General features: G+C 62.4%; 19 protein-coding genes and 1 pseudogene. 12 read left to right on the forward strand and 8 right to left on the reverse strand.

Annotated elements, in window-relative coordinates:
* The coding region (locus BM110_RS26890) for a ribonucleotide-diphosphate reductase subunit beta (RefSeq protein ID WP_092493133.1) at positions 1-984 on the forward strand (984 nt) is incomplete at its 5' end.
* 137 nt (positions 985-1,121) lie between these two features.
* Complete coding sequence (locus BM110_RS26895; protein WP_093514469.1) at positions 1,122-1,610, forward strand: DUF1289 domain-containing protein; 489 nt, start codon at positions 1,122-1,124, stop codon at positions 1,608-1,610.
* 1 nt (position 1,611) lies between these two features.
* Here the strand turns inward: BM110_RS26895 and mdeB are convergent, their stop codons facing one another.
* On the reverse strand, positions 1,612-4,278 hold the full coding sequence (gene mdeB / locus BM110_RS26900; protein WP_093514470.1) for an alpha-ketoglutarate dehydrogenase: 2,667 nt from the start codon (positions 4,276-4,278) through the stop codon (positions 1,612-1,614).
* Positions 4,279-4,469: 191 nt separating this feature from the next.
* Between mdeB and BM110_RS26905 the strand changes: the two genes are divergently transcribed.
* The 3 genes from BM110_RS26905 to BM110_RS26915 all read left to right on the forward strand — a co-directional run bounded on the left by BM110_RS26905 (position 4,470) and on the right by BM110_RS26915 (position 7,212).
* Positions 4,470-5,384, forward strand: a complete 915-nt coding sequence (locus tag BM110_RS26905) for a class I SAM-dependent methyltransferase (protein WP_093514471.1) — start codon at positions 4,470-4,472, stop codon at positions 5,382-5,384.
* Between the two features lie 149 nt (positions 5,385-5,533).
* A complete protein-coding gene (gene pcsA, locus BM110_RS26910; protein WP_058427603.1) occupies positions 5,534-6,253 on the forward strand; it encodes a phosphatidylcholine synthase in 720 nt (239 codons plus the stop codon).
* 179 nt (positions 6,254-6,432) lie between these two features.
* Entirely contained in the window at positions 6,433-7,212 is a 780-nt protein-coding gene (locus tag BM110_RS26915; protein WP_092249127.1) for a TSUP family transporter, read from the forward strand.
* On the opposite strand, the gene nudC is transcribed toward BM110_RS26915, so the two are convergent.
* Positions 7,180-8,013 (reverse strand): NAD(+) diphosphatase, encoded by an 834-nt coding sequence (nudC, locus tag BM110_RS26920; protein ID WP_092249124.1) that lies wholly within the window; start codon positions 8,011-8,013, stop codon positions 7,180-7,182. The genes BM110_RS26915 and nudC overlap by 33 nt on opposite strands.
* Before the next feature lie 5 nt (positions 8,014-8,018).
* On the reverse strand, positions 8,019-8,831 hold the full coding sequence (locus BM110_RS26925) for a crotonase/enoyl-CoA hydratase family protein (RefSeq protein WP_093514472.1): 813 nt from the start codon (positions 8,829-8,831) through the stop codon (positions 8,019-8,021).
* A 192-nt stretch (positions 8,832-9,023) separates the two neighbouring features.
* Here BM110_RS26925 and BM110_RS26930 point away from each other — a divergent pair, with 192 nt between their 5' ends.
* Together BM110_RS26930 and BM110_RS26935 are read left to right on the forward strand one after the other, a co-directional pair.
* The gene (locus BM110_RS26930) at positions 9,024-10,292 is read left to right on the forward strand and encodes a chloride channel protein (RefSeq protein WP_092249118.1); all 1,269 of its coding nucleotides are present in this window, start codon (positions 9,024-9,026) and stop codon (positions 10,290-10,292) included.
* 62 nt (positions 10,293-10,354) lie between these two features.
* The gene (locus tag BM110_RS26935) at positions 10,355-10,909 is read left to right on the forward strand and encodes a UPF0149 family protein (RefSeq protein WP_093514473.1); all 555 of its coding nucleotides are present in this window, start codon (positions 10,355-10,357) and stop codon (positions 10,907-10,909) included.
* A gap of 7 nt (positions 10,910-10,916) precedes the next feature.
* Here the strand turns inward: BM110_RS26935 and BM110_RS26940 are convergent, their stop codons facing one another.
* Positions 10,917-11,546: a lytic polysaccharide monooxygenase auxiliary activity family 9 protein gene (locus BM110_RS26940; RefSeq protein ID WP_093514474.1), complete on the reverse strand. Its 630-nt coding sequence runs from the start codon at positions 11,544-11,546 to the stop codon at positions 10,917-10,919.
* A 332-nt stretch (positions 11,547-11,878) separates the two neighbouring features.
* Here BM110_RS26940 and BM110_RS26945 point away from each other — a divergent pair, with 332 nt between their 5' ends.
* Positions 11,879-13,135, forward strand: a complete 1,257-nt coding sequence (locus BM110_RS26945; RefSeq protein ID WP_093127724.1) for a 3-phosphoshikimate 1-carboxyvinyltransferase — start codon at positions 11,879-11,881, stop codon at positions 13,133-13,135.
* A gap of 32 nt (positions 13,136-13,167) precedes the next feature.
* Positions 13,168-13,557 carry a hypothetical protein gene (locus BM110_RS26950; protein WP_092249106.1) on the forward strand — a complete coding sequence of 130 codons (390 nt, stop codon included), beginning with the start codon at positions 13,168-13,170 and terminating at the stop codon, positions 13,555-13,557.
* A 1-nt stretch (position 13,558) separates the two neighbouring features.
* Here the strand turns inward: BM110_RS26950 and BM110_RS26955 are convergent, their stop codons facing one another.
* Positions 13,559-14,158 (reverse strand): NAD(P)H-dependent oxidoreductase, encoded by a 600-nt coding sequence (locus tag BM110_RS26955; RefSeq protein WP_093514475.1) that lies wholly within the window; start codon positions 14,156-14,158, stop codon positions 13,559-13,561.
* 69 nt (positions 14,159-14,227) lie between these two features.
* Between BM110_RS26955 and BM110_RS26960 the strand changes: the two genes are divergently transcribed.
* Positions 14,228-14,821 carry a TetR/AcrR family transcriptional regulator gene (locus tag BM110_RS26960; RefSeq protein WP_093127712.1) on the forward strand — a complete coding sequence of 198 codons (594 nt, stop codon included), beginning with the start codon at positions 14,228-14,230 and terminating at the stop codon, positions 14,819-14,821.
* Positions 14,822-14,920: 99 nt separating this feature from the next.
* Here BM110_RS26960 and BM110_RS26965 read toward each other — a convergent pair whose 3' ends face one another.
* Both BM110_RS26965 and BM110_RS29960 read right to left on the reverse strand, forming a co-directional pair.
* Positions 14,921-15,586 (reverse strand): GNAT family N-acetyltransferase, encoded by a 666-nt coding sequence (locus BM110_RS26965; protein ID WP_071490574.1) that lies wholly within the window; start codon positions 15,584-15,586, stop codon positions 14,921-14,923.
* 22 nt (positions 15,587-15,608) lie between these two features.
* Positions 15,609-15,779 (reverse strand): annotated as a pseudogene (locus tag BM110_RS29960) (LysR family transcriptional regulator); the annotation flags it as partial.
* 276 nt (positions 15,780-16,055) lie between these two features.
* Here BM110_RS29960 and BM110_RS26975 point away from each other — a divergent pair.
* Both BM110_RS26975 and BM110_RS26980 read left to right on the forward strand, forming a co-directional pair.
* Positions 16,056-16,907, forward strand: coding sequence for a CAP domain-containing protein (locus tag BM110_RS26975; RefSeq protein ID WP_092249097.1), 852 nt, complete (start codon positions 16,056-16,058; stop codon positions 16,905-16,907).
* A 152-nt stretch (positions 16,908-17,059) separates the two neighbouring features.
* Positions 17,060-19,240, forward strand: a complete 2,181-nt coding sequence (locus BM110_RS26980) for a GAF domain-containing protein (RefSeq protein WP_093514476.1) — start codon at positions 17,060-17,062, stop codon at positions 19,238-19,240.
* Positions 19,241-19,255: 15 nt separating this feature from the next.
* Here the strand turns inward: BM110_RS26980 and BM110_RS26985 are convergent, their stop codons facing one another.
* Complete coding sequence (locus BM110_RS26985) at positions 19,256-20,383, reverse strand: GGDEF domain-containing protein (protein ID WP_093514477.1); 1,128 nt, start codon at positions 20,381-20,383, stop codon at positions 19,256-19,258.
* Positions 20,384-20,442: the final 59 nt, after the last annotated feature.

Genomic DNA, 20,442 nt, shown 5'->3' on the forward strand with positions numbered 1-20,442 from the left:
AACTGCCGCGCCGACCTCAACCAACTCGTGCCGTTCAAGTACGACTGGGCCTGGCAGAAGTACCTCGACGGCTGCGCCAACCACTGGATGCCGCAAGAGGTCAACATGACCGCCGACATCGCCCTGTGGAAAAACCCCGAAGGCCTGACCGACGACGAACGCCGCATCGTCATGCGCAACCTCGGCTTCTTCTCCACCGCCGACTCCCTGGTCGCCAACAACCTGGTGCTGGCCGTGTACCGCCTGATCACCAACCCGGAGTGCCGCCAGTACATCCTGCGCCAGGCCTTCGAAGAAGCGATCCACACCCACGCCTACCAGTACTGCATCGAATCGCTGGCCATGGATGAAGGCGAGATCTTCAACATGTACCACGAGATCCCATCGGTCGCCAAAAAGGCCGCCTGGGGTTTGAAGTACACCCGCTCGATCTCCGATCCGAAGTTCGAAACCGGCACCGTCGAGACCGACAAAGAGCTGCTGCGCAACCTGGTCGCCTACTACTGCGTCCTGGAAGGCATCTTCTTCTACTGCGGCTTCACCCAGATCCTGTCCATGGGCCGTCGCAACAAAATGACCGGCGTGGCCGAGCAGTTCCAGTACATCCTGCGCGATGAGTCGATGCACCTGAACTTCGGTATCGATGTGATCAACCAGATCAAGATCGAAAACCCACACCTGTGGGATGCCGAGATGAAGGAAGAAGCGACCCAGATGATCCTGCAAGGGACTCAGCTGGAGATTGAATATGCTCGCGACACTATGCCACGTGGGGTACTCGGCATGAACGCAGCGATGATGGAGGATTACCTCAAGTTCATCGCTAACCGTCGTCTGTCGCAGATTGGGTTGAAGGAAGAGTACCCAGGTACCACCAACCCGTTCCCGTGGATGAGCGAGATCATGGACTTGAAGAAAGAGAAAAACTTCTTCGAGACCCGTGTGATCGAATACCAGACTGGCGGCGCGCTGAGCTGGGACTGACTCCACATGTGGGAGGGGGCTTGCCCCCGATGACGTTCGTTCAGCTCAAGCTTCAGTGACTGATGCACCGCAATCGGGGGCAAGCCCCCTCCCACATCGGTTGCGGTGCGCGATAAATCTTTGCAAATTGCCTTCTTATGCCCAATCAAACCATCAAGACCCCTTGCGTCGGCCTGTGTTCCACCGTCTACGGAGACCTGGTCTGCCGCGGCTGCAAACGCTATCACCACGAAGTGATCCAGTGGAACGGCTACAACGCCGAGGAAAAACAGGCGGTGTGGCTGCGCCTGGAGCAACTGCTGGTGCAGGTAATGGCCAGCAAGCTGCAGGTGCTCGACGCGCACCTGCTGCGCCAGCAACTGGAGAATCGCAAGATCCGCTTTGTGCCGCACCAATCGCCCTATTGCTGGGCGTACCAGCTGATTGCGCGGGGGGCTAGAGTGATTTCCAGACTGGAGGCGTATGGGGTGGGGTTGCTGCCGGAGTTTCGCGAGCGCAGCCTGGCGGATCTGCGCGATGCGATTGACCGGGAGTTTTTCCTGTTGTCCGAGGCGCATTACGAGCGGTATATCGCGCCGGGGTTTATCAGGGAGGCTTTTGGGCCTCCACTGATAGCCAGCTTTTAACTCAGCCGTTCCAGGAGGCTCCGCGCTCAGTCTGCACGTTGTAACGCTCGATAGCCTCCTGGCACACCCGCGCTTGCAGATGCCCCTGCTCCACCAACGCCGTCAACGCTGCCAGCACGAGATGATGGCGATCCACCTCAAAGAAATCGCGCAACGCCGCCCGTGTATCACTGCGCCCGAATCCGTCAGTACCGAGCACGGTGTAGCTGGAATCCAGATATGAACCGATCATCTGCGGCACAGCCCGCACGTAGTCGGACACAGCCACCACCGGCGCGCCCTTGGGCAAGCATTCAGCCAAGTGGCTGACACGTGCCTTCTGCTGCGGATGCAAGCGATTCCAGCGTTCCACCTCCCGCGCTTCCCGCGCCAGTTCGCTGAAACTGGTCACGCTGAACACCTCGCTCGCCACCTGCCAATCCTGCGCCAGCAACTGCGCCGCCGCTTGCGCCTCGCGCACCAGCGTGCCGGAACCCAACAGGCGCACCTTGGCATCGACCGTACCTTGCAAGCGATACATGCCCTTGATGATCGCCGTCTCCACGCCTTCCGGGAGGCTCGGCTGCGGGTAGTTTTCGTTCATCAGGGTCACGTAGTAGAACTCGTCCACATCGTGCTCCAGCATCTGGCGCATACCGTGGTCGAGGATCACCGCGAATTCACCGGCAAACGCCGGGTCGTAGGCGCGGCAGTTGGGCACGGTGGCCGCCGTGAGGTGGCTGCTGCCATCCTGGTGCTGCAAGCCCTCGCCACCGAGGGTGGTGCGCCCGGCCGTGGCGCCGAGCAGGAAGCCACGGGCGCGCTGGTCGGCCGCGGCCCAGATCAGGTCGCCGACGCGCTGGAAGCCGAACATCGAGTAATAGATGTAGAACGGCAACATGCGCAGGCCATGGACTGAATAACTGGTGGCCGCGGCAACCCAGGAGCTGATGGCGCTGGCTTCGCTGATGCCCTCCTCCAGGATCTGCCCATCGGTGGCTTCGCGGTAGCTGAGGATCGAGCCGATGTCTTCCGGCTCGTAGCGCTGGCCGACGCTGGAATAGATGCCGATCTGCTTGAACAGGTTGGCCATGCCGAAGGTGCGCGCTTCATCGGCGACGATGGGCACGATGCGCGGGCCCAGGGCTTTGTCCTTGAGCAGGTTGGTGAGCATGCGCACGAATGCCATGGTGGTGGACATTTCCTTGCCGTCGGCGGCCGTGGCAAAACCGGCGTAGCCCGATACCGCCGGCACGGCGACAGGCGCGGCGGCCTGGCTGCGACTGGGCACGTAGCCGCCCAATGCGTTGCGCCGCTGGTGCAGGTAGCGCAGTTCGACGCTGTCGTCTGCCGGTTTGAAAAAGCTCAGGGACTCGGTCTGCTCATCGGTCAGCGGCAACTGGAAGCGATTGCGGAAGGCGATCAGTGCATCGCGGTCGAGTTTCTTCTGCTGGTGGGTGGTCATCTTGCCCTGCCCGGCTTCGCCCATGCCGAAGCCCTTCTTGGTCTGGGCCAGGATCACCGTGGGCTTGCCCTTGACCTGCCGCGCCGCGTGGTAGGCCGCGTGAATCTTGACCATGTCGTGGCCGCCACGCTTGAGGCGGTCGATCTGTTCGTCGCTCAGGCCCTCGACCAGCCGGGCCAGGGATTCACTCTGGCCAAAGAAGTGTTCGCGGTTGTAGGCGCCGTCCTTGGCGGCAAAGGTCTGGAATTGGCCGTCAACCGTACTGGACAAGGTGTTGACCAGCGAACCGTCGGCATCCTTGGCCAACAACGCATCCCAGTCCGAGCCCCACACCAGTTTGATAACGTTCCAACCGGCGCCGGCAAACAAGGCTTCCAGTTCATCGATGATGCGCCCGTTGCCGCGCACCGGGCCGTCGAGGCGTTGCAGGTTGCAATTGACCACCCAGGTGAGGTTGTCCAGGCCTTCACGGGCGGCCAGGGTCAAGGCGGACATGCTTTCCGGCTCGTCCATCTCGCCGTCGCCAAACACGCCCCAGACGTGGCGGTCAGTGGTATCCAGCAAGCCGCGATGCTGCAAGTAGCGCATGAAGCGCGCCTGGAAAATCGAACTGATGGGGCCGATCCCCATGGAACCGGTGGGGAACTGCCAGAAATCCGGCATCAGCCAGGGGTGGGGATAGCTGGACAGGCCGCGTGCGCCTCCCTTGGGCCCGCCGATCTCCTGGCGATAGTGGGCCAGGTCGGCTTCACTCAAGCGGCCTTCAAGGAACGCCCGCGCATAAATGCCAGGCGCGGAATGCGGCTGATAGAACACCAGGTCACCGCCAAAGCTGTCGCTGCGGGCACGGAAGAAATGGTTGAAACCCACCTCGAACAAGTCTGCCGCGCTGGCGTAACTGGCGATATGCCCGCCGAGTTCGCCATAGGCCTGGTTGGCGCGCACCACCATGGCCAGGGCGTTCCAGCGCACCAGTGAAGCCAGGCGTTCTTCGGTGGCGAGATCGCCCGGAAACGCCGGCTGCTGCTCGACGCGGATGCTATTGATGTAGGGCGTGCCGTGGCGCGGTTTCCAGTCAATGTGCGGGGCACTGGCATCCTGGGCCAGCACATCGAGGATCTGCCGCGCCCGTGCCGGGCCGGCGTTCGCCACCAGTGAGGCGAGGGCGTCGCGCCATTCATCCAGCTCTTGCTGGTCAATCACCGCTGTCGTGAAACTGTTCATGGGCACCTCCAGGCTTTTTTTCCAGTTTATGTCGGCACCGAAGGATTTTTTGCCTGTTCTCAAGCGCTGATTTCAGCATTTTGAGCATGAATCACTGCCAACTCACTTTTTTGCAGCACGTTGTGCTCAAGCCACCCGCAACCCTGCAACTGTGTTTAAAATGCCGCCCGCTCAATCAATGACGTTTAACGATGAACCCAGAAGCACTCGCCACCCTGCACGCTCATTTGCTCGCTGCCCTGCAGACTCCGCCGAGCGAAACCCGCCGCCTGTTCCACGGCCGTGGTCGTTGCTGGCCGGGCCTGGAGCAACTGACGGTGGACTGGTTGCAAGGCGTAGTGCTGGTGTCGTTGTTCAAGGAGCCCGACGCGGCACAACTGGACGCCCTGAAACAGCTGCTGCACGGCCAGTTCGACCGTTATACCGTGGCCCTGCAACACCGCTATCTGCCGCAAAGCACCACCGAATGGCTGGTAGGTGAGCCCGTCGAAGAGCAGATCATCGTCGAAGGCGGCCTGCGCTACCTGATCGACCTGGGCAAGAAACAGAATAGCGGGCTGTTCCTCGACATGCGTCATGGCCGCAACTGGGTGCGCGAACAGGCCAGGGGCATGCGTGTGCTCAACCTGTTTGCCTACACCTGCGGGTTTTCGGTGGCGGCCATCGAAGGCGGCGCCGAGCATGTGGTGAACCTGGACATGGCCCGCGGCGCCTTGAGCCGTGGCCGCGACAACCATCGTCTCAACGGTCATGACCTGAGCAAGGTGAGTTTCCTGGGCCATGACCTGTTCAAGTCCTGGGCCAAGGTTACCAACAGCGGCCCCTACGACCTGGTGATCATCGACCCGCCCTCGTTCCAGAAAGGCAGCTTTCTGCTGACCAAGGACTACCAACGTGTGCTGCGCCGGCTGCCGGATTTACTCACGCCACAGGGCACCGTGCTGGCCTGCATGAACGACCCGGCCTTCGGCGAAGACTTCCTGATCGACGGCGTGACCCGCGAAGCGCCGGGCCTGAACTTTGTGGAGCGCCTGGCAAACCCGCCGGAGTTTCCGGATATCGACCCGCAAAGTGGCCTGAAGGCACTGGTGTTCCGCCAGGGTTGATGCCGAAATGTCTTACGCTTGCTACGCTAAGTGATACACCGGGGTGGTGAACCTTCTTACCCCCTTCCCGGTCGATACCTGCATTCCTCGGCCAGACTCGACGGCGTCACGTTGTCGGCTGCCCCGTTTCACCTTTTGGAGAACCGCCCGTGATATCGACCCTGCATGTAGCCAGACTCAAAGCCTGGGGCGCCCACGGCTTCACCGCCACCGGTGTGGTATTGGCCTTCCTGGCCACCCTGGCGCTGCTGGAAAACTCGCCGAAGGCCTGCCTGCTGTGGCTTGGCCTGGCATTGGTAGTGGACGGGGTCGATGGCTCGCTCGCGCGCCGGGTGAATGTCAGCACGGTATTGCCAAGCTTTGACGGCTCGGTGCTGGACCTGGTGATCGATTACCTCACCTATGTGTTCATTCCCGCACTGTTTATCTACCGCTATATCGACCTGCCGGACTTTACCCACCTGTTCACGGTGTCGGTGATCCTGGTGTCGTCGCTGTTCTGCTTCTGCAACGTCAACATGAAGAGCAAGGACAACTACTTCGTCGGCTTCCCCGCCGCCTGGAACGTGGTGGCGCTGTGCGTGTATATCATCCAGCCGGAAGCCTGGGTCACCTTGCTCACCGTGATTGGCTTGGCGCTGCTGACCGTGACGCCGATGAAGTTCCTGCACCCGTTCCGGGTGAAGCGGTTCATGCCGATCAACATCGCGGTGACCACGATCTGGTTGCTGTGCAGCTTCTTGATGGTGGTGGATTACCCGAATACCAACCCGTGGACGTTTGGGTTGTGGTCGGTGATGTCGGCGTATTTCCTCGGGATTTGTATCTGGCGCACGGCGTTGGAGTGGATCGAAACACATCGATCGTAAGTCGACGCAGTAACAATGTGAGAGGGGGCTTGCCCCCGATAGCGGTGGATCAGCTACAGATGAGTTAGCTGGAACACCGCAATCGGGGGCAAGCCCCCTCCCACATTTGGATTTGCAGACTCCCCGCGAGTAAGATGGCGGCCTTTCGCATAGTGCCGTGCCAAGAATAAGCCCTGCCCATGCCCTTCGAACTCAGCGTAGACCTCACCACCCTCGCCATCCTGGCGGTGGTTGCCTTCATCGCCGGTTTTATCGACGCCATTGCCGGTGGCGGCGGCCTGCTGACCACACCCGCCCTGCTCACCGCCGGCATGCCACCGCATTTGGTATTGGGCACCAACAAGCTCAGTTCCACCTTCGGCTCGGCCACCGCCAGTTTCACCTTCTATCGCCGCAAACTGTTCCACCCGCGCCAGTGGGTGCACGCCATCGTTGGTACGCTGGTCGGCGCACTGAGTGGCGCCGTGGTCGCCCATTATTTACCGGCCGAAACCCTGAACAAAATGCTGCCAGTGATTGTGTTCGCCTGTGGCCTGTACCTGCTGTTCGGCGGCACGCCCAAGGCGCCGCTGGATGCCGACGCGCCGATCAAGAAGAAGTGGCAAGCCACCCAGGGCTTCGGCCTGGGCTTCTACGATGGCGTGGCAGGCCCGGGCACCGGGGCGTTCTGGACGGTGAGCACGATGCTGTTGCACCCCATCGACCTGGTGAAGGCCAGCGGCGTGGCGCGCAGCATGAACTTTGTCAGCAACGCAGCGGCGCTGACGGTGTTCATCGTCAATGGTTCGGTGGACTGGATCGTCGGCCTGGCCATGGGCGTTTCAGTGATGTGCGGCGCATTCTTTGGCGCACGCAGCGCGATCAGCGGCGGCGCCAAATTCATTCGCCCGGTGTTTATCACCGTGGTCCTCGGCCTGACGGTGCGTCTAGCCTGGCAACACTGGTTCAGCGTGACCTAGTCGACGGGCCAGGTACAGGTCGATCAGGTAACGCGCAATCGAGCGTGACGCCGGCAACGGCGGCAGGTCGTGGATGTTGAACCACTGCGCGTCCTCAATCTCATCGGCCTGGGGCACGATGTCGCCACCGGCGTACTCGGCATGGAAGCCCAGCATCATCGAGTGCGGGAACGGCCAGCACTGGCTGCCCATGTACTGGATGTTCTTGACCTCCAGCTGCACCTCTTCGCGGACCTCGCGGACCAGGCAGTCTTCGGCCGACTCACCCGGCTCGGCAAACCCCGCCAGGGTGCTGTAGACCCCCGTGACAAAGCGTGGCGAACGCGCCAGCAGGATCTCGTCGCCACGAGTCACCAGCACGATCATGCTCGGCGAGATCCGCGGATAGCTGCGCAGGTCGCAGGCCTGGCAGTACATCGCGCGTTCCCGTGGCACCTGGACCATGGCCTGGCCGCAACTGCCACAGAACCTGTGCTCCCGTGCCCAAGTACCGATCTGCGCCGCATAGCCCAGCACTTTGTACAAAGTGTGATCGCCTTGCAGCATGAAGCCGCGCAGGCCCTGCCAACTGCAGCCCGGCACTTCAGCCGCCGAGTCGAGCTCCAGCAGGTACACCGGCTCGCCATCGAGGTGGCCGATGCCATGCTCGGCGAACACCGACAGGTCCTGGCGCTTGAGCCATTCCCTCGGGAACAGCGGGCCATTGGTGTCGTGCAAAAAGCCGTCGCGGCTGCGGGCGACGGCCCAGCCGCCAGGGGCGTCGTTGTCCAGCAGCGTTGTGGTAATCCAGCCTGGGGTCATGTCAGTCAATCCACGAATTCGGGTTTCTGCTTGCTCATATGGGCCGCGATGGCCACGCGCAGGTCGTTGGATTGCAACATAGCCGAGTTCCAGGTGGCAACGTATTCCAGGCCGTCATTGACTGTATGGTCACGCATGTAGCTGATCATGGCCTTGGTGCCGGTGACCGCAATCGGCGATTTGCCGGCGATTTCATGGGCAATCTCCATCACGCCGGCCAACAGGCTGTCCTGATCGGCGTAGACGCGATTGACCAGGCCGATGCTGCGCGCCTCCTCGGCGCCGAACTGGCGACCGGTGTAGGCCAGCTCGCGCAGCATGCCGTCGCCGATGATGCGCGGCAGACGCTGCAGGGTGCCGACGTCGGCGGCCATGCCGATGTCGATTTCCTTGATCGAGAATTGCGCGCCTTCGGCGGCGTAGCGCATGTCACAAGCGCTGATCAGGTCGATGGCGCCGCCGATGCAGTAACCCTGGATCGCCGCCAGCACCGGCTTGCGGCAGTTGTCGACGGCGTTGAACGAGGCTTGCAGTTCGAGGATCTTGCGCCGCAGCAGGCGGGCGTTGCGACCGACATCCTTGCCAAAGTCGTTGGCGACCGAGGCCAGCATCATCAGGTCGATGCCGGAGGAGAAATGCTTGCCGGCGCCGCTGAGTACCACGGCGCGCACGGCGTCGGTGTCTTCGACCCACTGGAAGATGTCGATGATTTCGGTCCAGAACGCGACGTTCATCGCGTTGATCTTTTCCGGGCGGTTGATCTGCACATGGGCAACGTTGCCGGTGAGTTCGACGACGAAAGCTTGGTATTCGGACATGGCAGTGATCCCTGACTGGCGAGTGATAAGGCCCGAACTATAACAAGTGTGTGTGACGGCACATCGGCCAAAAACGGGACGGGCAAACGTAATGGAATGTTGTGGGCGCACGGTTCAGGCAGCACCGATACATTTGATCCCGGAGGCCCGGCTTATCGGCTATACAATCAGGGCCCTTGCCTGGAGCCGTCTATGCCGTCCACGTTGCGTTCGTCGCTGATTCTTGCCCTGGTGGTCGTGTTGACCGGCGTTGGCGCGGGCCTGGGCGGGATGCTCCTGGCCCTGCTGCTGCACGGTATTCAGCACCTGGCGTACGGTTACAGTCTCGACAGCCTGGTCAGCCACGAAACCTTTCTGTGGGGCGTGACCGCCGCCGCGCCGGAGCGCCGTTTGCGGGTGCTGGTGGTATGCGGCCTGGTTGCCGGGTTGGGCTGGTGGACGCTCTATCGCTACGGCCGCCCGCTGGTGAGCATCAAGCGGGCGGTGTCGGAACACATGCCGATCATGCCGCCCAAGACCACCCTCGCCCACGCGCTGTTGCAGATCATCACCGTGGCTCTCGGCTCGCCGCTGGGGCGTGAAGTGGCGCCCCGTGAGGTCGGTGCACTGGCCGCCACCTGGCTGTCCCGACACGCCCGGCTCGAACCGCCCATGCACCGCCTGATCGTGGCTTGCGGAGCGGGGGCCGGGCTGGCGGCGGTGTACAACGTGCCGTTGGGCGGCGCGGTGTTTGTACTGGAAGTGCTGGTGGGCGCATTCAGTTGGCCGGCGGCGCTGATTGCGCTGGCAACTTCGGCGATTGGTGCAGCAGTGGCGTGGATCGGGCTGGGGGCGGAGTCGCAATACGTGGTGCCGCATTTTGTGCTGAGCCCAGTGCTGATCGCCTGGGCCGTGGTGTGTGGGCCAGTGTTTGGATTGGCCGCCTATGGTTTCACCCGCCTCACCGGCGCTGCGCGGGCGAACGCCGCCAGAGGCTGGCGCCTGCCGGTATTGGCGTTGATCAACTTCAGCGTCATCGGCGGGCTGGCAATGTTGCTGCCGCAGATTCTCGGCAACGGCAAAGGCCCGGCGCAACTGGGTTTCGACAATGAGCTGAGCATTGGCCTGGCCGCACTGTTGCTGGTGGTCAAGGTGCTGATCACCACCAGCAGCCTGCGCGCCGGGGCCGAAGGCGGCCTGCTCACCCCCGGCCTGGCGAATGGCGCGTTACTGGCGATCATCCTCGGCGGCGCCTGGAGCCTGGTGTGGCCGGGTGTGCCCCTCGGAGCGTTTGCAATCATCGGCGCGGCGGCGTTCCTCGCCGCCAGCATGAACATGCCCCTGACCGCGATTGTGCTGGTGGCGGAATTCACCCGCATCGACCATGACTTCCTGGTGCCGATCATCCTCGCAGTGGTCGGCGCGGTGTGCGTGGGCAAGCTGTGCCAACGCATGGAAACTGCTGGAAAAAAGCCTGACTAAGCGCCATCCTTCGCGCTTTAGGCCGCCCCGACAGCGGCGCTCGACGTTTAAAGGATATGCCCATGCACGCCCAACCCCTCACCGCCGCCGAATTCGAGTTCATCGAAGACACCCTGCTCAAGTACGGCGATGACCATTCGGTGCTGAACCTGGCCGAACTCGACGGCTACTTCACCGCGCTGGTGTCCAGCCCGGTGCAGGTGGACGTGGCCGAGTGGTTCCCGGCGATCTGGGGCGGCCAGAACCCGGAATGGGACAACATGGATGAAGCGCAGAGTTTCCTCGAACTGTGCGTACGCCATATCAACACCCTGGCCGGGCAACTGGCCACTGACGCCACGGGTTTCAAGGCGCGCTTCGACGATACCGAACACCAGGGCCACACCGTGACCCTCGCCGAGGAATGGTGCTTTGGCTACATCCGTGGCGCCGCCATCGGTAACTGGCCTGAATTGCCCGCCGAGCAGGCCGCGCAGTTGGAGAATATTTCCTGGTGCGCCGAACAGGACAACTTCGAATTGCCGGCCGACCTGGATGTAGACGCCCATCAACAGCGGGTCAGCGAAATCGAACCGGCTGCGCGGGCGCTACATGATTACTGGTTGAGCAAGCGTTGACCGGACTTTATTTGAAGTCCAGGTCAAACGCCTGGTAGAACGCGTTGCCCGTGTTGGCGACGATCCACATCAGCACCACCACATGTCGGCCTTGCTTACCCTTGGGCAATGTCACCTGATGCTCGACCTTGGCTTTCAGTTCGTCGGCATGCTGGTAGTACGGCACTTGGGTGTAGAAATCCTCGAAGAACGGCTGGGTGTCCAATTGAGCGCGACTGATGCGCTGTTTCGGGTCCCAGCCATCCCTGGTGATGAACCAGCGGTAACCACGGGTAACGTGGGCGGCGGTGTACTCCCACTGCACCTTGAAGACTTGTCCGGCCTCCACATTCAGCAGTGGCCAGGTAAACGACGTGTTGAGCTTTTTGCTCATCTCCTCATCGGTGTAGTTGATGCAATCGCGCTCGTCGGTTTTGCCGCCGCTCAAGATATGTCCATCGGCCGGCGGCGTCACACTCTGGTCGTCGGTTTGATAGGGTGCGGGGAACGGCCCGGCAGTCAGCGCCGGGAAGTTCTTGCCGCCTTCCATTTCGTTGACTTGCCAGTTGCCCAGCAGCCCGCGTTCAACAGCCACCGAGCCACGGCTGGCCGGGGTCACGACGCGGCCATGTCTGAGTTGAGTCTGGGGTTTGTTCATTTCAGTCACTCCTTGATTGAAAACGCCCCGGGGATGGGACGCGCTTTGAACTTACCCTATCGCCCCGGCTTGTCCATCGAGGCGCCGCGTACGAAAAGTTACACAACTCCTGCATTTCATTGACCGGACGCGCTTGTCCTGCCCCCTGTTGGGGCGCACGCCTACCCTGCCAAGGGCAATCCACCTACAGCGCGTCCCGATAATCGACAACCCTGCGGAAAATGCCGGCCGGCGGCGTTCCCTGCTCGACAAGTACTGTACCTATGCCCGATTATTCGAGTCCGCCCGTCGGCCACTCCGTGCCACCTTGCCTTGATCAGGAGCCCTGTCCCTTGAGTTCGCAGAAAACCGTGACCGTTACACCGCCCAATTTCCCCCTCAATGGCAAGGTCGCGCCCCCCGGCTCCAAATCCATTACCAACCGCGCCCTGTTGCTGGCGGCCCTGGCCAAGGGCACCAGCCGTCTCAGCGGCGCGCTCAAGAGCGACGACACCCGCCATATGTCGGTGGCCCTGCGCCAAATGGGCGTGACCATCGATGAGCCGGACGACACCACCTTCGTTGTCACCGGCAACGGCAAACTGCACCTGCCGTCGCAACCGCTGTTCCTCGGCAATGCCGGTACTGCCATGCGCTTTCTCACGGCTGCGGTGGCCACGGTCGAAGGCACCGTGGTGCTGACCGGCGACGACTACATGCAAAAACGCCCGATCGGCCCGTTGCTGGCGACCCTCGGCCAGAACGGCATCCAGGTCGACAGCCCGACCGGTTGCCCGCCGGTCACCGTGCATGGCGTGGGCAAGATCAAGGCCAAGCGCTTCGAGATCGACGGCGGCCTGTCCAGCCAGTACGTGTCGGCGCTGCTGATGCTCGCGGCCTGCGGCGAAGCGCCGATTGAAGTGGCGCTGACCGGCAAGGACATCGGTGCCCGTGGCTATGTCGACCTGACCCTGGACTGCATGCGCGCCTTCGGTGCCCAGGTTGAAGCCGTTGACGACACCACCTGGTGCGTGGCCCCGACCGGCTACATCGCCCACGACTACCTGATCGAACCCGACGCCTCCGCCGCCACTTACCTGTGGGCCGCTGAAGTGTTGACCGGGGGGCGCATCGACATCGGCGTGGCCGCGCAGGATTTCACCCAGCCGGACGCCAAGGCCCAGGCCGTGATCGCGCAGTTCCCGCACATGCAAGCCACGGTGGTCGGCTCGCAGATGCAGGACGCCATCCCGACCCTGGCGGTGCTCGCGGCTTTCAACAACACGCCGGTGCGTTTCACCGAGTTGGCCAACCTGCGGGTCAAGGAGTGCGACCGTGTGCAGGCACTGCATGACGGCCTCAATGCAATCCGCCCGGGCCTGGCGACCATCGAAGGCGACGACCTGCTGGTAGCCAGCGACCCCGCATTGGCCGGCACCGCGTGCACCGCGCTGATCGACACCCACGCCGACCACCGCATCGCCATGTGCTTTGCCCTGGCCGGGCTGAAGGTTTCGGGTATTCGCATCCAGGACCCGGATTGCGTGGCCAAGACCTATCCCGAGTACTGGAAGGCCCTGGGCAGTCTCGGGGTGCAGCTGAGCTATTAAGGCGTCGGCGTCGGAATGGGGAGGCTCTGCACATGATCATTCGCCAACCCTGCCCACCCGGCGCCTGCGTCTGCGACCGCGAACAACTGTTGCAGACGCCGGGTGCCGACCAGCGCATCCTCCGGCTCACGCGCCAGGAAGAGAAGAAACTGCTCGACCGGCTTGAAGACCTCAAGAGCCTGCAGGACCTGGAGCGCATGCAACAGCTGATGTACCAGCAACTGGGCATCCGCGTGCATATCGCCCCTGGCCATACCGAGGTCAAGAGCATGCGCGGGATCCAGATCGTCATCGACGATTTGCCAGGGATGTGTCGCAAGACCCGCCAATCGATCCCGGCCGCGATCCGCCGAGGCATGGAAAAACGTCCGGAAATCGCCTACCGCCTGCTGGATGCCCACGACTTGTTTCGCGACGTTTGAATCAACCGGCAACCGCCTCGGTTTCAAACACTCCCCGACCAACGGCCCTGGCCTTGTCCAGATGCGCCTGCGCCCCACCGCTTTCCGACTCCAGCAACAATTCGGACGTCACCACCTGCGCGCCACAGTAATCAAAAATCCCGTAGTCGATCTGCGTGCGCATCGCCTTGGCATAGCCGTGCCGATCAAAGGCATCGTCATCCGCCGCGCCCAGGGCCAGCAGGTGGACCTGCAGGTGCCGCAGTTTTTTCACCATCGGGGTATCCGGGCCGTACTCGATGGCCCAGCCGTTGACGAATACACGGTCGATCCAGCCCTTGAGCAAGCCCGGCAGCGACCACCAATAGATCGGGAACGCCAGCACCAGCGCGTCGGCGCGGTCAAGGCGGGCCTGTTCGGCCAGTACGTCGGCCGGGGGCGTGGCGCGGCTGCGGTGTACCGCATGGTCGGCGGCGTTGTAGCGCGGGTCAAACCCTTCGGCGGCAAGGTCGGCGATCTCGAATGTGTGGCCGGATGCGCCGAGGCCGACGACCACCTGCGCGGCGACGCTGTGGGTAAGGGATTGCGGGTCGTGATGGGCAACAACAATCAACGCATGCATGACAAAACTCCCCTTCAGGGTTAGGCTGGGCTTAAGTTACGATCAGTAAGTTACTTTTGGTATATAAGCATGTCAAGCCCCGCATCCCCTGCCCCACGCCGTCGCCTGTCCCGTGAAGATCGCCTGCGCCAACTACTTGATGTGGCCTGGCAACTGGTGCGCGATGAAGGCACAGACGCCCTGACCCTTGGCCGCCTGGCGGAACTGGCGGGCGTCACCAAGCCGGTGGTTTACGACCATTTTGTCACCCGCGCCGGGTTGCTGACCGCGCTGTATGAAGACTTCGATGCGCGCCAGAACCAGGTGTTTGTCGACGCCATCGAAGCCAGCAGCGCTACGCTTGAGGATCGTGCCTGGGTGATCGCCGCGTCCTATGTGGACTGCGTGCTGTTGCAAGGTCGGGAAATTCCGGGGGTGATCGCCGCGCTCAGCAGCTCGCCGGAGCTGGAGACGCTCAAGCGCCAGTACGAGGCAATCTTTCTCGCTAAATGCCGCGATGCGCTGTCGCCCTTCGGCCGGATTTCCCAGCCGGGTCTAAGGGCAATGCTGGGGGCTGCGGAAGCGTTGTCCCAGGCAGCGGCCAGTGGTGAGATCAGCCGTGAAGAGGCGCAACAGGAGTTGCTGGCGACCATCCTGGCGATGGTCAATCGTGGGCGCGTCTAGAAAGTTTTGGGTGACGATGCAACAACCTACACGGCGGCGGCAACTGACAGCTCACATTGCCACATGGTAGTGAGCGGGCTTGCCACAAAAAAGATCCACTCAACGCCCGGCAACAAACAACTGCACCTTGCGCGCCAGTTGATCGAGGTGGCGGTCACGCTGCTTCTCCGCATCCACCATGGCGCGCTTGCCATGCTTTTGCAGCAGGTACGTATGAATCTGCCGCACCTCCAGCGAGCGGTAGATCGACGCCACATCCAGCACGCCCATCAGGCCATCGGTGCCGTAGTCCCGCGTGTTCATCAACACCTGGGTGCCGCGCGCACCACGCACTTGAAAGCCCATGCCCTCAAAGGCGGGCACCTTCTCCACCGAACAGGCCAATTCAGCATGGGGATAACGGCTCAACACGTCACGCATCATTGCGCGGGCCACACCCTGGCGCCGATAGCCGACCTGCACCGCCATGAACGCAACACCGCAGGCCTCTGGATCATCCTTCACGGGCAGGTACAGGCAAAAGCCAATCAGCTTGTCCCCGTCCATCGCCACCACCAACTCGACCGCAATGCCTTTGGCACCGTTGAGCGCTTCGAGGTACAGGTGCACTTCAAAGCCGGTGGCATATTGGTAGATGTTGTACAGCAGGTTGCTCGGCGGCAGCGCTACGCTGCTGATGTCGGTGAGGTTATCCACCACCAACTGCAGGATCTGGCTGTTGATCGGCTCGGGGCACGGTGTGGTGTAGCGGGTAAGGCTGTACATGCAAATTCCTGGGGGTTCAGCGTCAAGGCAGCGCTGATTGTACCTGTTCGGCGCATACCTCACGCAAACACCCGCGCGACCAACGGTGGGCAAGGTCGGCATCTTGCCGGGGATGCCAGAGCATCGCCACGGTAAAGCCCGGCAACGTCAGTGGCACGGCAAAGCTGTACAGGCCTGCACGTTGACGGGTGGTGTGTTGATCGTCGGCACGTCCGTACTGGGTGCAGTGTTTGCCTGGGCCAGCCCGGACGTGACCCGCGCCCTGCCCCAATCCGTGGCCTATGGCCTGCATCCAACGTTCAGCATGGCGCTGGGTTTGATCCTGCTGGCGGGTGTGATGGCATGGCGCCGCTTCAGCGCTTGTAACAGCCTCCAGAACACCCATTGAGGCAAAAAAACAAAAAAGGCGTTGCGCCAGACCGGGTTACATCGCGCATCATGGGCACTTTCAAGCTCAAGGGTAACGTCCATGCGCGTTCTGTCATTGATGATGGGTCTCACGACGCTGGCCGCCAGTACGGTGTTCTGCGCCAGCGCGATGGCGAATGAAGAAAGTCAGTTGGTACAACAGATCAACCAATACCGCAGCCAGGTGCAACGTTGCGGCGACCAGGGTTCCCAGGAACTGCCACCGCTGGCCAGCGACACCCGGCTGGTGCTGCCGGCCACCAATGTGGGCGACTTGCAGCAAGCGCTGGCACGCGCCGCGTACCCGATGGTCAACGTGCAGGCCATCAGCCTGTCCGGGCCCAAGGATGCCCAGGCGGCCATGAAGGCCGTGCGCGAGAGCTTCTGCCGCGTGGTGCTGGACCCGCAATTCGTCGATATCGGCGTAAGCAACAGCGGCCAGGACTGGCGCATCGTGCTCGCCCGCCCGCTGCTGACCAGTGGCCTGGGCGATTGGCAGACCGAAGGCAGGCAACTGCTCAACCTGATCAACGCCGCGCGATCGCAGCCAAGGCAATGCGGCCCCCAGGCGTTTACCGCCACCACGCCCTTGTCGTGGAATGACGACCTGGCCGGCGCCGCCAACAGTCACACGCGAAACATGGCCAACGGCAATTTCTTCGACCACCTCGACCACGACGGCCGTACCCCCGGCGACCGTGCGGAACTGGCCGGGTATATCGCGAAGAACATCGGCGAAAACATCGCCGCCGGCCTGGACACGCCGCGCAAGGTGGTCGACGGCTGGCTCGCCAGCCCGGGCCATTGCGCCAACCTGATGAACCCGCAGTTCCGCGAGCTGGGCGCGGCCTATGCGATGGACCCGAAGAGTGACGCGGGGATTTATTGGACGGCGGTTTTCGGCGCGCAATAAGCCGGTTTGCAGATCGCCACGAATGTACAGTGCATCAAATTGCTATCACCGCGATAATCCCGCTGAACTGCCAGCGGGGTTTCCGGTCTGTTGCTTGTCAGGCCCTCCCTTCAAGGCGTTACGCAGATCGCGGCAAACAAGGTGTTCTTGCAATGATGAATTGGCTGCAGAGTAGCAGCGACATGGCTGAGCGGGTTCGCCAGCATGATTGGGCGAATACGCCCCTGGGTCCGCTGGAACAGTGGCCGGATGTGCTCAAGACCACGGCCGCACTGTGCTTCGCCTCAAGCTTTCCCCAGGCCATCATCTGGGGACCGCAGTTGATCACGCTCTACAACGATGCGTTTATTCCGATCCTGGGCGATAAACCTGACGCATTGGGCCGCCCTTTCAGCGAAATCTGGCACGAAGTCTGGGACCAGATCAGCCCGATCGCCGACGCGGCATTCGAGGGGCACGCGACCTACATCGAGAATTTCCCCCTGGTCATTGAGCGTGGTGCGGGGCCGGAGCAGGCCTACTTCACGTTCTGCTACAGCCCGATCCGCGACCCCGATGGCAAGATCGTCGGCATGCTCGACACGGTCACCGAAACCACCACCACCGTATTTCTCACCCAGCGCCTGGCGGCCCTGGACACCATCGGCAATGCGGTCGCCACCGCCACCGATGCCGAACACATCATGGCCACCACCACGCGCCTGCTGGCGCAGCACATGCAGGTGTCCAACTGCGCGTATGCCGACATGGATGCCGACGAAGACGGCTTTACCATTCGCGGCAACTGGGCAGCGCCCGGCTCGCCGAGCATCGTGGGTCACTACAGCCTGGCCTCGTTCGGCGCAATGGCAGTGCAGCGCCTGCGCGCCGGCGAACCGTTGGTGGTGCAGGACAATCGCATCGAGTTCGCCCCCGAGGACGCCGCGAGCTATCAGGCACTGGGCGCGTTGGCCACTGTGTGTTTCCCATTGATCAAGCACGGCCGCCTCACCGCCTTGATGGCCGTGCATGACAAAAAGGCCCGGGTCTGGTCGCCCTATGACCTGGCGCTGGTAGGAGAAGTCACCGAGCGCTCCTGGGCCCATATCGAGCGCGTACGCGCCGACGCCGCCGTACGCGAAGGCCTGGCAGCCTTCACCGAGCTGAACGCCTCGCTGGAACAACGGGTACAGGAACGCACCGCTGCCCTCACCCAGGCCGAGGCCGCACTGCGCCAGTCACAGAAACTCGAAGCCATCGGCCAATTGACCGGCGGCGTGGCCCACGACTTCAACAACCTGCTGACCATCATTCGCTCCTCGGTGGACTTCCTGCGTCAGCCGGGGTTGTCCGAAGAACGGCGCCAACGCTACATGGGCGCGGTGTCCGATACCGTAGAGCGGGCCAGCAAACTCACCAGTCAACTGCTCGCCTTCGCCCGCCGCCAACCGCTGAACCCGGAAGTCTTCGATGCGGGCCAACGGGTCAAGAACATCGGCGAGATGCTCGAAAGCGTCACCGGCGCACGCATCCACGTGCAAGTAGAACTGCCTGATGCCCCTTGCCATGTGCGCGTCGACTCCAGCCAGTTCGAAACTGCGCTGATCAATATCGCACTCAATGCCCGGGATGCCATGGACGGCCAGGGCACGCTGGTCCTGCGTGTCGCCACGGTGGATGCAATGCCGCGTATTCGCGGCGACGCAGCGGTGCACGAAGGGTTTGTGAGCGTTTCCCTGACCGACACCGGCAGCGGTATTGCGGGAGACACCTTCGAGCACATTTTCGAGCCGTTTTTCACCACCAAGGCCGTGGGCAAAGGCACTGGCCTGGGCTTGTCCCAGGTATTCGGGTTTGCCAAGCAGTCCGGCGGCAACGTCGATGTGTCCAGCCGCGTGGGCCAGGGCACGGTGTTTACCTTGTATCTGCCGGAAGTGGCCCCACCCGCGATGCCTCTCGCGCAGCGCCCAGAGGAGCTTGCACCGGTCCACACTGCGACGCCGCGCCATATCCTCATCGTAGAGGACAATCTGGAAGTGGGTCGCTTCGCCAACCAGATCCTCCAGGACCTGGGCTACCGCACCACCTGGGCCACCGATGCCGAACAGGCACTCGCCCTGGCCGGTGCCGATGGCATGGGGTTCGATGGGGTGTTCTCGGATGTGGTGATGCCCGGCATGACCGGTGTGGCCATGGCCAAGGTGCTGCGCCAGCGACGCCCGGACTTGCCGGTGGTGCTCACCTCCGGCTACAGCGAAGAACTGGCCGACAGTGGCTACGAAGGGTTCGAGTTCCTCGCCAAACCCTACTCCGCAGACCAGGTGGCCCGGGCATTGGCCAAGGCGATGCCCTAGGCGAGACCTGAAACCTTACTCTGCCACGGCCACTTGATTACGACCCAGGGCTTTCGCCCGGTACAGCGCCTTGTCGGCCGTATTCATCAGGCCGTGCAGGTCTTGATCCTGGGCATGGGTGGAGGCAACACCGAGGCTGGCGGTCAAGCCATGCACCGGCGCGGAAGACAGGCCGGAGATCGCCTTGATCAACTGCTCGGCGATAGCCCGTGCGGTTTCCAGCGAAGTGTTGGGCAGCAATACCGCGAACTCTTCCCCCCCCAGGCGCCCGTACACATCGGCCTGGCGGAACGAAGCGCTGATCACTCCGCCAATCTGGCGCAACACCTGATCACCGGCCTGGTGGCCGTAGGTGTCGTTGATTTCCTTGAAGTGGTCCATGTCCATCATCAGCGCACACAGCGGCTGACGATTGTGCCGGCATTGTTCATACAACACCTGGGCATGCTCGAAGAAGGCGCGGCGGTTCATCAGGCCGGTGAGTTCATCGGTCTGGGCGGCGCGGGTGGAGATGTTGTGGGCACGTTCCATTTGCCGGGTCAGGCGAAAGGCCTTTTCCAGGGCATCGGACAGCTTGCGCGTGGCACTCACCACAAAGGTGGAAAACACCAATACCGCGATGGCCACGCCGACTTGCATCGGCGAAGGCTGGAACAGCAGCCAGAGTGTGCACGGGAACAAAACCAGGCCCATGGACCCCAGCGTCATATAGCGGTACGCCGAATAGCAAGACACTGCGCTCACCGACATACCCACGGTAAACAGCATCACCAGGGCCTGGGACAGTCGGTCATCGGTGGGCATCACCGCCAGCGCGCCGAAGCCCCAGATGCCGGCCGACAGCATCAGCGTGATCCAGTAGCGGCGCTCCCAGCGATCCGGGGTGCGCTCGGCGTTGGGGCAGCGAAACCACTCCATGAACATCTTGAGCCGCAGTAACGTCGAGGCTGCCAACATGACTAGCCAAACCACGATGATCTGGTGGTCGAACCGGTCCCAGCAGAGCCAGCAGAGCATCATGGCGCCCAGGTAGCTGCCGAAGATGGCGGCAAACGACTGTCGGAACAGCTGGTGCAAACGATCAGTACGCACCTGCTCTTCTATAAAGCAATCCTGGTCCTGCCCACGCCCAAGGCCATTCATGAAATTCGCCCGATTCAGCCGCTACGACAAAGGCGCCATTGTGGCACCCTGCCAGTAGC

The organism is Pseudomonas sp. NFPP28, assembly GCF_900115535.1.
GTDB classification, from domain to species: domain Bacteria; phylum Pseudomonadota; class Gammaproteobacteria; order Pseudomonadales; family Pseudomonadaceae; genus Aquipseudomonas; species Aquipseudomonas extremorientalis.